Source organism: Agrobacterium tumefaciens (assembly GCF_017726655.1).
GTDB lineage: Bacteria > Pseudomonadota > Alphaproteobacteria > Rhizobiales > Rhizobiaceae > Agrobacterium > Agrobacterium tumefaciens_B.
The window spans coordinates 100,693-113,334 of the sequence record NZ_CP072308.1 but is presented as its reverse complement, the minus strand read 5'-3'; the positions used below and the strand labels follow the sequence as shown (position 1 = coordinate 113,334).

The window sequence follows — 12,642 nt, the reverse complement described above, 5'->3', positions numbered from 1 at the left end:
CGCAAGTCGATCTCCCCCCTTGAGGGGGAGATGTCCGGCAGGACAGAGGGGGGTGAAGCCGCACCCTCCACCGCTGCCGTAAGCAGATGATCAAATCGCCGGGACTACCTCAGCCGTTTCTGCCTGAGCCGTCGAGATCAACCGTCCAAGGCGCTTCATGCCTTCCTCGATCATCGCTTCGTTGGCGCAGGAGAAGCTGATGCGCAGCGTGTTCGTACCCGAACCATCTGCAAAGAAGGCGCGGCCGGGAACGAAGGCTACCTTTTCCGTGGCGATGGATTTTGCCAGAAGTGCGGCCCCATCCATACCCTCCGGCAGCGTCACCCAGATGAACATGCCGCCTTCCGGCTTCGTCCAGCTGGTGGTCTTCGGCATGTACTTCTCAAGCGCGGAGAGCATCGCATCACGCCGTGCGCTGTAGGCTGCCTTGATCTTCGCCACCTGCTTGTCAAACCCGCGCGAGGCGACGCGTTCGATGGCGATCTGGTTGATCGTCGAGGAATGCAGGTCGGCGGCCTGCTTCATCAGCACCAGCTTGCGGATGACAGGCGCGGAAGCGACGATGTAACCGACACGAAGGCCGGGCGCGAGCGTCTTCGAGAAGCTGCCGCAATAGATGGTGCGGGTGTTCTCGATGCCGCCCGAGCGGGCAATATCGAGCGCCATAATCGGCGGCACCGCCTCGCCATCGTATCGCAGCGACTGGTAGGCGGCGTCTTCGATGACGGCGATGTCAAGCTCATCGGCCAGCGCCAGAACCTTTTCGCGGCCGGCAAGATCGACGGTTTCGCCGGTCGGATTGGAGAAATCGGCCGAGAGATAGGCGAATTTCACCGCGCCGCCAAGCTTGGCGGCCGTCTCACGATAGGTCTCAGGCGTGCGGTTGCCGCCGGGATTGAGTTGATCGTAATTCGGCTCGTAGGCGTTGAAGGCGGAAAGCGCGCCGAGATAGGTCGGCCAGGTCACCAGCGCCGTATCCTTCGGCGACAGGAACAGCTTGCCGAGATAATCGAGCCCCTGCTGCGAACCGGAAACAATGAAGACGTTGTCGGCCGTGCATTCGATGCCGATCTTGTCCATTTCGCCCGCCAGCCATTCGCGCAGCGGCTTGTAACCCTCGCTCACGGAATATTGCAGTGCCGAGTTGACCTGCGAACCCGAAAAAATTTCCGCATAAGCCTGCTGGAACTCCTCTGCGGGGAAAAGAGCCGGGTCCGGAATGCCACCGGCAAAGGAAATGATGTCAGGCTGTTCGAGCAGCTTCAACAGCTCGCGAATTTCAGACGCTTTCATGCGCGAAGAGCGCGTGGCGAAAATTTGTTCCCAATTGAGCATGGGTACGTTTCCTCTTGTGTCGTTTTTGTGCGTGCATCTTTACAGAAATGTCGATACGTCAGCAATACTGACTTATCAGTTTTTCGAATTATTTCTGCCTCCCTGCACATTCCGCTTAACTGGTCTCAATCGAGGCCGATTTCGCGGACAAAGCCAGATACACCCTCTGGGAAGGCTTAACAATCTTCCGTTTGCGATTGACGCCGCGCGCTTTTCCGGCTGGATTGCGCGCCGGTGCCGCGGACGGCATGAGGATGATGGGAGTTAGAAGACATGTTGAAAAATATCGACCCGGCGCTAAACGCCGACGTTCTGCACGCGCTGCGCGCCATGGGTCACGGCGATACGCTGGTGATCTCCGACACCAACTTCCCCTCCGACTCGGTGGCTCGCCACACAGCGGTCGGGAAAGTGCTGCATATCGACAACGTCTCGGCCGCCCGCGCCATGAAAGCAATCCTGTCCGTGCTGCCGCTCGACACCCCGCTGCAGCCCTCGGTCGGCCGCATGGAAGTGATGGGTGCGCCCGATCAGCTGGAACCGGTGCAGGCCGAAGTGCAGAAGGAAATCGACGCGGCCGAGGGAAAATCAGCTCCCATGTATGGCATCGAACGCTTCGCCTTTTACGAAAAAGCCAAGCAGGCCTATTGCGTCATCACGACGGGTGAAACCCGGTTTTATGGCTGCTTTCTGCTGACCAAGGGCGTCATTCCGCCGAAGTGAGAGACCGCCGCTGGTGAAAACGGCGCATACGAGTTCGGGTGCGCTGTCGTCAACCATTCGCGCCTGACAAACGAAAAGGGCCGGAGCTTTCGCCCCGGCCGCAATATTTTCCACCAAGCGATGAAGCTTAGTTGACGGCCTTGTCGACCAGCTTGTTCTTGCCGATCCAGGGCATCATGCCGCGCAGCTTGGCGCCGACTTCTTCGATCTGGTGAACGTCGTTCATGCGGCGGATGCCCTTGAAACGGGCAGCACCCGAGCGGTATTCCTGCATCCAGTCCGAGGTGAACTTGCCGGTCTGGATGTCGTGCAGAACGCGCTTCATTTCAGCCTTGGTTTCCGCGGTGATGATGCGCGGACCGGTGACGTATTCGCCCCACTCGGCCGTATTGGAGATCGAGTAGTTCATGTTGGCGATGCCGCCTTCATAGATCAGGTCGACGATCAGCTTCACTTCGTGCAGGCACTCGAAATAGGCCATCTCAGGCGCGTAACCGGCTTCTACCAGGGTTTCGAAACCGGCGCGGATAAGTTCGACGAGACCGCCGCACAGAACGACCTGTTCGCCGAAGAGGTCGGTTTCGCACTCTTCCTTGAAGTTCGTTTCGATGATGCCCGAACGGCCACCGCCAACGCCGCAGGCGTAGGAGAGAGCGAGTTCGAGGGCGTTGCCGGAAGCGTTCTGGTGAACGGCAACGAGGCAGGGAACGCCGCCGCCCTTCTGGTATTCGCCGCGAACCGTATGGCCAGGGCCCTTCGGTGCGATCATGACGACGTCAAGCGATGCCTTCGGCTCGATAAGGCCGAAGTGAACGTTGAGGCCGTGGGCGAATGCAATCGCGGCACCATCACGGATGTTGCCGGCGATGTCGGCCTTGTAGATGTCGGCCTGCAGCTCGTCCGGCGTCGCCATCATGATGAGGTCGCCCCACTTGGCGGCTTCGGCAACGGTCATGACCTTGAAGCCGTCGGCTTCAGCCTTCTTGATCGTCGGCGAACCGGCCTTGAGCGCGATGACGACGTTCTTCGCGCCGGAATCCTTCAGGTTCAGCGCATGGGCGCGGCCCTGCGAACCGTAACCGACGATGACGACATTCTTCGCCTTGATGAGATTGAGATCCGCATCACGATCATAATAAACGCGCATTTGATGGTCCTTCCCTAATGCTTGTCTCTCAGTTGTCTGGACCGGAATCTCAGGCGACCTTGCCGCCCAGTTCCGAATGTACCTTTTCCGTCCCGTAGAGCGTCAGAAAGGCAATGACAGCCTTCTTTGCCCGGGCGGAAAAATCCTTTTCCGGCGCCTCGCCCAGCAGCATGCGCACATGCAGATCCGAAACGATAAGGCCGTAAAAACTGCGATATGCCTCTTCGGCATCATCGAAACGCAGGTAGCCGGAACGGCGACCTGCCTCGATTAGTCCCCGCGCGCGCCGGTCGATCTGGCGACGACCGCGCTCCAGGAGCAGATCACCGAGCTTCGAACCGTCCCGGCTGGCCTGGCCGATGGCGAGGCGGTTCAGCGCCAGCGACACGTCGCCCGCCAGAACATCCAGCAGATCATGCGCAAAAACCTCGAGGTGATCGGCAAGCTGCGGCGCGGAAACACGATCCCCCGCCTTCTCGAAGGTGCGGACCTTGCTCTGCTGAAAAGTGATCATCGCTGCAAGCAGGCCGTCACGATCACCGAACCACTTGTAGAGGCTTTCCTTGGAACAGTTGGCGGCCCGCGCCAGGCCCGACGTGGTGAGCGCTTTTTCGCCGCCCTCGACCAATAGACGCAACGCCTGGTCCAGAACGGCGTTCTGGCGCGGCGAAAATTCCTGCGCTGTGATCGGGTCGGAAGCCAAGTCTTTCCACTCCAATGGTTCGATTGATGTACCGTACGGTACGGTTCGAGCGCCATTTAAGCGGAGGCGGCGTTGGGGTCAAGCGGATTCTTCCGGGACGGAGAAGAATTGGTGCGGTGCAGCGTGGGATGACGTGCTTCAGGCGTGGTCGTCACTCACAGTGGATAGCGGGCGCGCTTTGCCCCTCTCTGCCCTGCCGGGCGCCTATATCGACGCCGCGCCCTACCCCGCAGCAAGCTCGCGAGAGACATCCACGTCTCGCGATGGCGCCATACCATAGAAGCGGCTGTATTCACGGCTGAATTGCGAGGGGCTCTGGTAGCCCACGCGGTGGCCGGCAGTACCGACATCCAGCCGCTCCAGCAGCATCAGCCGACGCGCCTCATGCAGACGAAGCTGCTTCTGATATTGCACGGGCGTCATGGCCGTAATCGTCTTGAAGTGATGGTGGAATGAAGACACGCTCATGCCGATCTGTTCGGCCAGTTCCTCCACCCGCAACTGGCGGGCAAAGTTTTCGCGCAGCCAGGCGATGGCGCGGGCGATGCGGTTGCCCGGGCTTCCCGCCGCGATGATGTTCATCAACTGGCCACCTGCCGGCCCTGTAAGAATGCGGTAGAGAATCTCCTGCTCGATCAGCGGCGCCATCGCGGCAATCTCGGTGGGACGATCGAGCAAACGCAACAGCCGGACGGCTGCGTCGAGAAGCTCCGGCGTGGCGGCATTCACGACGATGCCACGTTGCGCATTAACCGGCTCGGAGGGTGGATCGATCGGCACGCGACGCATGAGATCGAGCAGCTTTTCACCATCGATTGCAAGGGAAATGCAAAAATGCGGCACTTCTTGGCTCGCCTCCACCACGCGCCAGGCGACGGGGAGGTCGAGGGAGGTCAGCAGATAGTCGCCCGCCCCGTAATTGATGGTGTCCGTCCCCAGCTGAACGCACTTAGCGCCCTGGATGACCATCGCAAAACAGGGACGATAGCTCCCGTGGCAGGGTGCGCTGGGGGTGGTGCGCCGACTGATCCCGAGAGAATCGATGGCAGTCCTCACCTCGCCATCGGCTGTGGCGTGCCGCGCGGCGATGGAGGTAATCTCCTGATAGAGATTGAACGGCAGGGACATGAGGGATACCCTTCAAGTGAGGAGAAAGCCTTGTTTATCTAGAATGCCTAATGCACTTCGCAAAGAGACGGACAGTCAATTTTTGCAGGATCGTGCAAAAAGCTCGGAGGATCGCTCTAACGGCTTCAGCGTCTTCCATCGCATATTCCATCGTCCCCAAACTTCCGAAAGGATATTCAGATGGCAATTGCTAGAGGTTACGCTGCGACCGATGCGTCAAAGCCGCTTACCCCGTTCACTTTCGAACGCCGCGAGCCCAATGATGACGACGTCGTCATCGACATCAAATATGCCGGCATCTGCCACTCGGACATCCACACCGTCCGCAACGAATGGAAGAATGCCGTCTACCCGATCGTGCCGGGCCATGAGATCGCCGGCGTCGTGCGCGCCGTTGGCTCCAAGGTCACCCGGTTCAAGGTCGGCGACCATGTCGGCGTCGGCTGCTTCGTCGATTCCTGCGTCGGTTGCGCCACGCGCGATGTCGACAATGAGCAGTATATGCCGGGGCTCGTTCAGACCTACAACTCCGTCGAACGCGACGGCAAGACGGCGACGCAGGGCGGTTATTCCGACCATATCGTCGTTCGCGAGGATTACGTCCTCGCCATCCCGGAAAACCTGCCGCTCGACGCCTCAGCGCCGCTGCTCTGCGCCGGCATCACGCTCTATTCGCCGCTGCATCACTGGAATGCCGGCCCCGGTAAAAAGGTCGCGATCGTCGGCATGGGCGGTCTCGGCCATATGGGTGTGAAGATCGGTTCGGCCATGGGCGCTGAGATCACCGTCCTGTCGCAGACGCTCTCCAAGAAGGAAGACGGCCTGAAGCTCGGTGCGAAGGAATATTACGCCACCAGCGACGCCTCGACCTTCGAGAAGCTCGCGGGTACCTTCGACCTGATCCTCTGCACGGTCTCTGCCGAAATCGACTGGAACGCCTATCTCAACCTGCTCAAGGTCAACGGCACGATGGTTCTGCTCGGCGTACCGGAACATGCGATCCCGGTTCATGCTTTCTCGGTCATTCCGGCCCGTCGTTCACTCGCTGGCTCGATGATCGGTTCGATCAAGGAAACCCAGGAAATGCTGGATTTCTGCGGCAAGCATAACATCGTGTCGGAGATCGAAAAGATCGACATCAAGGATGTCAACGAAGCCTATGAGCGCGTGCTGAAGAGCGACGTGCGTTACCGCTTCGTCATCGACATGGCCTCGCTTGACGCTTAAGCGTTAGACTAGGCAAACACGCTACATCGGCACGCCGTCACCCCGGACTTGATGCGGGTCCAGCGCGATCAAGTCCCTGATCGCAAAACACTCTCTTCACGGCGCAGACGCGCCGTGGATGGATGCTGGGCAAAACCTGGCAGGACGGAGGAGACGGTTGGGTAGTTGCCGTAAATCAAGGGCGGGAAGCCGGTGCCTCCCCCCCTTTTTTCTCCGCCGCGACCCTCACGCCTCGTCCTTCAGCGTCTCTTTCTGGGTAATCAGACGCGCACTGTGCTGGCCGCTCAGATAAATCCACAGCCAGCTCCACGCCACGGCGAGCCGCGAGCGCGTGCCGATCAGGAAGTAGATGTGGGCGAGCCCCCAAATCCACCATGCCACCACGCCCTTCAGCTTGAACTTGCCGAAATCGATCACCGCCGCGCGTTTGCCGATGGTGGCGAGATTGCCCTGATGGCTGTAGCGGAAGGCCGCCGGTGAAGGTTTGCCGGAAAGTCGCGCCTTGATGACCTTCGCCACATAGGCGCCCTGCTGCTTGGCGGCGGGGGCAATGCCCGGCACCGGCTTGCCATTGTCCTGATTGACCGCTGCGGTGTCACCGATCACGAAAATATCCGCATCGTCCTGAAGGGTGAGTTGCGGACCGACAACCACGCGCCCTGCCCTGTCCGACGGCGCATCCAACCATTTTGCGGCGGGAGAGGCCTGAACGCCTGCGGCCCAGACCACAGTTCGGCTAGGGTAATGGGTCTCACCCACCGTCACCCCCTCGTCCGTGCAGGCCGATACCGGCGTCCCGAGCAGGACTTCGACGCCCAGCTTCTCGAGCGCGGACTTTGCATAGGCAGAAAGATCTTCGGTAAAGACGGGAAGAACGCGCGGCCCAGCTTCCACAAGCAGCACCCGCGCCCTTCGCGTATCGACATTGCGGAATTCCGCCGGCAGGGCTTTGTGGGCGAGCTCGGCGATCATGCCCGCCATTTCAACACCGGTCGGGCCTGCGCCGATGATGACGAAAGTCAGCAGCGCCTGACGCTCTTCCTCGCTGGTGGCGAGTTCTGCGCGCTCGAAAGCGAGAAGCAGACGACGCCGGATCGTGGTCGCATCTTCCAGCGTCTTGAGGCCTGGCGCAGAACGCTCCCACTCATCGTGCCCGAAATAGGCATGGCGGGCACCCGTGGCCAGCACCAGCGTATCGAACGAGATCGCCTGCCCTGTATTCAGATGCACGGTGCGGGCGGCCCGGTCTACACCGATTACCTCGGCGAGCAGGGTTCTGACCTCCGCACGGTCACGGTAAAGGTGACGGATCGGCCAGGCGATTTCGGATGTCGCCAGCGCCGTTGTCGCCACCTGATAAAGCAGCGGCTGGAACAGATGGTGATTACGCCTGTCGATCAAGGTAATGCGGACAGGGGCCCCCTCCAGCCCGTGTACCAGTTGCAAGCCGCCGAAGCCTCCACCCACGACGACAACATGATGGTCGTTCATATGTCTATGCCTTCCAAAGCCGGAGCTTCCGACCACACGTAAATTGCGGCCTTCGAATACCCGATCCTCAAAACAAAACTGAGATCAGCGGAACCGGTTCCGATCTATCCGCCGTCTCGCGCACGGAGCATGCGCAAGACGAAGCATAGGGCAAAAAATTGGCTTTGGTTATGAAATAGCCTGACCGCAGGCCTGCCGAAAACGCCGGACTGTTTCAGCCATACCATATTCCAGCGCGTCAGCAGTCAAACCATGGCCGATGGAGACCTCGGCGAGATATGGGATATATTTCATGAGCTTGGGCAGATTTGCGACGGTGAGGTCATGCCCGGCATTGACCGCAAGGCCGACCTCCCTGGCGTGTTCGGCTGTCTGTCCAAGCTTTTCGGCGAGCATATCGGCCTTTTGCGAATCGTCAAAGCAGCCGCCGTAGGGGCCGGTGTAGAGTTCGATACGCGCCGCGCCCGTTGCCGCCGCCAGCTCCACCGGTTCACGTTCTCCATCACCATCGGCAAAAAGCGATACGCGCATGCCGCCGGCTTTCAGACGTGAAACGACGTCCTTCAGGAAAATCCCGTGCGTGCGGAAATCCCAACCGTGGTCGGATGTCGCCTGAGACGGGTCGTCCGGCACCAGCGTCACCTGTTCCGGCTGCGTCTGTTCGCAAAGAACGAGGAAATCTTCGGTGGGATACCCTTCGATGTTGAACTCTGCTTCGGGAAACTGATCGTCAATAAGCGCCCGCAACACCGGCAAGTCGGAAAAACGGATGTGGCGCTGATCCGGCCGCGGGTGTACAGTCAGCCCGCTTGCACCCGCAGCGAGTGCAATTTGCCCGAAATGCGCGACGTCTGGCCACGGTAGATCGCGACGGTTGCGTAACATGGCGATTGCGTTCAGATTAACGGAAAGTTTTGCGGGCATGGCATGAGGCTCCGGTTCGGACGTCACCCCTGTTTCCCGCAGCTTGAAGTCATTCGCAAGAAGGCTGGCAAATTTTTTATTCCGGTGGGAACGAAATCACGCAAACGAGCATTACGGCCCTGATGTAGCATTGAAAATAAGTCATGATCAGAAGGACGTCCGCCTGAGGGAACAGGTCGCGGACGCCCTGGAAGGCAGCACACTGCCGGAAAGCGCGAGGGGGAGACTATGCAGGATGGGCGGCTGCCGTTCAAAAGCAACGGCGACGAAGACAAACCGAATTCAAGGTTCAGCAGTTTTTTACCCGATGTCAGCCTGCCCTCTTCACTGCCCGCCGAGCCAGTCCCCATTGCCGACATGGCGAACATTTTTGGCGTCACCCACAGGACACTTCATTTTTACGAAGAAAAGGCCCTGCTGACCTCAAGGCGTGTGGGCCAGATGCGGGTCTATACCCATCGCAACGTCCAGCGTATGGCCGTCATCAATGTGTGCCGCGAAGTCGGCATATCGGTCGCCACCATTACCGAGATCATGGAGAAACTCGGCCGCTCTGTCTCGCAGGAAGAGGCGGATGAGGTATTTCACACCGCGCTTCGCCAGCGAAAGCGGGAGCTGACGGCTGAGCTTTCGACCCTTCAGCGGCAGGCCCAGCAGATCGAGGATCTTCTCGTTGCCGGGGATCAGGATGCGGAAGGCGACGAGGAGGCGGAACGAACGCCGACGGCGACAATCGCCCTGAGCGAGACCGAGCGCAAATGCCTGGAACTGATGGCGGAGGGGTACGCGCCCGTCAGGCTCGCCCGCGCCCTTGGTCTTTCCGGCAGCGACCTCAATATTCTTGAGGCGAAGATCATCGGAAAGTTCAGCGCCAGCAATCGCTTTCAGGCGGTCGCCAAGGCGGTCCTGCTCGGCGTCATCCGCGCCTGATCAACGGACGATGGTGAGCGTTTCCGCCGCGCGTGTGATGGCGGTATAGAGCCACCTTTCGCGGGAATCGCGGAAAGCAAAGCTCTCATCGAAGAGAACCACATTGTTCCACTGCGAACCCTGCGCCTTATGCACCGTCAGTGCATAGCCGAAATCGAACTCGTCGTATCTCTTGCGGGTCGACCACGGAATTTCGGTCTCCACATCCTCGAACGCCGCCTTCAGAAGTTTGATCTTGGCCGCGCCGCGATCCATATCGTCGTCTTCAGGCCGGATCATCAGGTTGATACCGGGCTTCACCGTTTCGCGCGACGAGCTCATCACCTGCCAGAGCGAACCGTTGAGCAGGCCCTTGGCGGGATCGTTCCGCAGGCAGACCAGCTTGTCGCCCGATTGCGGATAATCGGCGGAAAACCCCTTGAGCTCGCGCAGACGCTGATTATAGCGGCGGCGGGTCCTGTTGGTGCCGACAAGCACCTGATCGGCCTCCAGCACCAGCGACTGCGTCACTTCAGACTTTGAAATCACCTGCGCGGAGCCATAATCGCCACGCATGATCTCCCGGCCCTCGCGCACATCCATGGCAAGATGGATGATCGGATTATCTTTCGCCTGGCGGTGGATTTCCGACAGAAGATAATCGGGCTCCTGCTCGGTAAAGAAACCACCGCCCGAAACCGGCGGCAACTGGCCGGGATCGCCAAGTACGAGGATCGGCGTGCCGAAGCTCATCAGGTCCTTGCCGAGCTGTTCGTCCACCATCGAGCATTCGTCGATGATGATGAGTGCTGCCTTGGCAAGCGGACTCTGGCGGTTGATGGAGAACATCGGCGCAATCGAGGTCTTGCCGGTTTCCTCGTCTTCAACGGTTTCCTCGCCACGCGGGCGGTAGATCAGCGAATGGATGGTACGGGCATTGGTCGCCCCGCGTGAACGCAGCACCTGCGCCGCCTTGCCGGTGAAGGCTGCAAACAGCACCTCGCCATCGACATTCTCCGCAAAATGTTTGGCAAGCGTCGTCTTGCCCGTCCCGGCATAACCGAACAGCCGGAAAACCGGTGTGCGGCCTTCCTTCAGCCAGCGGGAAACCGCCTTGAGCGCTTCGTCCTGTTGCGGTGAAAATAACATGCGCCCTCATCGCAGGATTCGAGCCTGATGCGCAACAGAAAAAGAACGAAAGATGAATCGCGCAATGAGAATGCGGCAATAAAACAGGGCTGGTTTTTAAATCACGACCGCTATCATGCCGCGCATGAAGATATTGATTCTCGGCGCGACAGGTTTCATCGGCTCGGAGGTGGTGCGTAGCCTTCACGGCAGAGGCCACGCCATCACTGGCCTGGCACGTTCCGTAACACGCGCCACCGACAAATGGCCTTTTGTGACCTGGATTTCCGCCGATCTCGCCCGCATGACGCAGGCATCGAACTGGAACGCGCTGGTCGGGGATCACGACGCCATCGTCAATTGCGCTGGCGCGCTTCAGGACGGCCTATTGGACGATCTGGCGGCGACTCAGGAAAAAGCCATGCTGGCGCTTTACGAGGCGGCGGCGCAGGCGGGTGGCAGGCTGGTGATCCAGATATCGGCCCGCACGGCGGGCGCCGCGGCCGACCTGCCCTTTCTTGCCACCAAACGCCACGCCGATGAGGCGCTCACCGCAAGCGGCCTGCCTTACGTCGTTCTACGCCCGGCCCTCGTTGTCGGTCGCAATGCCCATGGCGGCACGGCGCTGGTCCGCGCGCTTGCCGGCTGTCCTTTCATCCTCCCGCTCGTCAATAGCACAATGCCCGTTCGAACGGTCGCGATCGATGATGTAGCGGCAGCCGTTTGCGCGGCCATCGATGGTGAAGTCCCGCCGGGCAGCGATCTCGAACTCGCCGCAGAGGAAACACTGACATTGCAAGACATGGTGACCACGCACCGGCAGTGGCTTGGCCTACCTCCCGCCCCTGTCGTAAATCTTCCGGCAGCCCTCACGCGACCTGTCAGCCTGTTGGCGGATGCCGCAGGCAGGCTCGGCTGGCGCTCGCCGCTGCGTTCAACCGCCATGACGGTCATGTCGGAAGGCATCATCGTGGAGAGTGAGGCGCAACCGACGATGACATCGCTCAAGACACTGAAGCAGACGCTGACCGCTCACCCTTCCGGCGTGCAGGACCTGTGGTTTGCCAGATCCTATCTGCTGAAACCGCTGGTCATTCTTTGCCTGTCTTTGTTCTGGTTGTTGTCCGGCCTCATACCGCTGCTGAATATCAACGAAGCAGCGGCGCATTTTCTGGCCTTCATGCCGCAGGCGCCAGCAATCGCCCTTACACTCGCCACCTGTCTCATCGATATCGCCCTCGGCGTCGCCGTCCTGTGGCGGCCGCTGGCCAGAAAGGCGCTTATCGGCATGCTGCTCGTCAGCGCAGCCTATCTGACGGGCGGCAGCCTGCTGGAGCCGGGCCTGTGGCTCGATCCGCTCGGTCCCCTCGTCAAGGTGCTGCCCTCCATTGCCCTGACTTTCGTTGCCCTCGCCACGCTGGATGAACGCTGATGACGCTTGAGGAACTGCTGCGGCTTGCCCATGTCATCGGCGCAACGGTGCTGTTCGGCACCGGCGCGGGCATCGCCTTTTTCATGGTGATGGCGCGGCGAACGGAAAACCCGGCACTGATCGCGCATGTGGCAGGCACGGTCGTCATTGCCGATACGATCTTCACCGCCACCGCCGCGATCATCCAGCCAGTGACCGGCTATTTTCTGGCGCGCATTATCGGCTGGCCGCTCACCGAAGGCTGGATCGCCCTTTCGCTTGGCCTTTATGTCTTCACCGGCATTTTCTGGTTGCCGGTGGTGTGGATCCAGATGAGGCTGCGCGATATCGCCCGAGACTGCGCCGCCAGGGGACAAGACCTGCCGGCGCAATGGTTCCGCCTTTACCGCATCTGGTTCGCCTGTGGTTTTCCCGCCTTCTTCGCGGTTTTCAGCATCATCTGGCTGATGCTCAACAAGCCGGATATTCCCCTGTTCGGCTGATGCGGCGACATGA

Annotated in this window: 12 protein-coding genes; 5 read left to right on the top strand and 7 right to left on the bottom strand. The window is 60.1% G+C overall.

Translation table 11 applies throughout. The annotated features are described in order from the left end of the window. Positions 1–90: 90 nt before the first annotated feature. Positions 91–1,335, bottom strand: a complete 1,245-nt coding sequence (locus tag AT6N2_RS00535; RefSeq protein ID WP_209087639.1) for a PLP-dependent aminotransferase family protein — start codon at positions 1,333–1,335, stop codon at positions 91–93. Between the two features lie 273 nt (positions 1,336–1,608). Here AT6N2_RS00535 and AT6N2_RS00530 point away from each other — a divergent pair, with 273 nt between their 5' ends. Then, positions 1,609–2,058 carry an RbsD/FucU family protein gene (locus AT6N2_RS00530; RefSeq protein WP_209087637.1) on the top strand — a complete coding sequence of 150 codons (450 nt, stop codon included), beginning with the start codon at positions 1,609–1,611 and terminating at the stop codon, positions 2,056–2,058. Positions 2,059–2,185: 127 nt separating this feature from the next. Here AT6N2_RS00530 and ilvC read toward each other — a convergent pair whose 3' ends face one another. From ilvC to AT6N2_RS00515, 3 genes are all read right to left on the bottom strand, one after another. Then, on the bottom strand, positions 2,186–3,205 hold the full coding sequence (gene ilvC / locus AT6N2_RS00525) for a ketol-acid reductoisomerase (protein WP_063949261.1): 1,020 nt from the start codon (positions 3,203–3,205) through the stop codon (positions 2,186–2,188). Positions 3,206–3,254: 49 nt separating this feature from the next. Next, positions 3,255–3,908: a TetR/AcrR family transcriptional regulator gene (locus AT6N2_RS00520; protein WP_063949262.1), complete on the bottom strand. Its 654-nt coding sequence runs from the start codon at positions 3,906–3,908 to the stop codon at positions 3,255–3,257. 222 nt (positions 3,909–4,130) lie between these two features. Further along, positions 4,131–5,036: an AraC family transcriptional regulator gene (locus AT6N2_RS00515; RefSeq protein ID WP_063949263.1), complete on the bottom strand. Its 906-nt coding sequence runs from the start codon at positions 5,034–5,036 to the stop codon at positions 4,131–4,133. A gap of 180 nt (positions 5,037–5,216) precedes the next feature. Here AT6N2_RS00515 and AT6N2_RS00510 point away from each other — a divergent pair, with 180 nt between their 5' ends. Further along, entirely contained in the window at positions 5,217–6,263 is a 1,047-nt protein-coding gene (locus AT6N2_RS00510; protein WP_144577447.1) for an NAD(P)-dependent alcohol dehydrogenase, read from the top strand. Between the two features lie 225 nt (positions 6,264–6,488). Here the strand turns inward: AT6N2_RS00510 and AT6N2_RS00505 are convergent, their stop codons facing one another. Then, positions 6,489–7,754: an NAD(P)/FAD-dependent oxidoreductase gene (locus AT6N2_RS00505; protein ID WP_209087635.1), complete on the bottom strand. Its 1,266-nt coding sequence runs from the start codon at positions 7,752–7,754 to the stop codon at positions 6,489–6,491. A 168-nt stretch (positions 7,755–7,922) separates the two neighbouring features. Continuing rightward, positions 7,923–8,678: a pyridoxine 5'-phosphate synthase gene (locus AT6N2_RS00500; protein WP_209087633.1), complete on the bottom strand. Its 756-nt coding sequence runs from the start codon at positions 8,676–8,678 to the stop codon at positions 7,923–7,925. 228 nt (positions 8,679–8,906) lie between these two features. Between AT6N2_RS00500 and AT6N2_RS00495 the strand changes: the two genes are divergently transcribed. After that, positions 8,907–9,608 (top strand): MerR family transcriptional regulator, encoded by a 702-nt coding sequence (locus tag AT6N2_RS00495; RefSeq protein ID WP_209087631.1) that lies wholly within the window; start codon positions 8,907–8,909, stop codon positions 9,606–9,608. Here the strand turns inward: AT6N2_RS00495 and AT6N2_RS00490 are convergent, their stop codons facing one another. Further along, on the bottom strand, positions 9,609–10,736 hold the full coding sequence (locus AT6N2_RS00490) for an ATP-dependent DNA helicase (protein WP_209087629.1): 1,128 nt from the start codon (positions 10,734–10,736) through the stop codon (positions 9,609–9,611). Positions 10,737–10,860: 124 nt separating this feature from the next. On the opposite strand from AT6N2_RS00490, the gene AT6N2_RS00485 reads away from it, so the two are divergent. Then, a complete protein-coding gene (locus AT6N2_RS00485; protein ID WP_209087627.1) occupies positions 10,861–12,147 on the top strand; it encodes an SDR family oxidoreductase in 1,287 nt (428 codons plus the stop codon). Further along, a complete protein-coding gene (locus tag AT6N2_RS00480; RefSeq protein ID WP_209087625.1) occupies positions 12,147–12,629 on the top strand; it encodes a DUF2269 family protein in 483 nt (160 codons plus the stop codon). The genes AT6N2_RS00485 and AT6N2_RS00480 overlap by 1 nt, the downstream gene beginning before the upstream one ends. Positions 12,630–12,642: the final 13 nt, after the last annotated feature.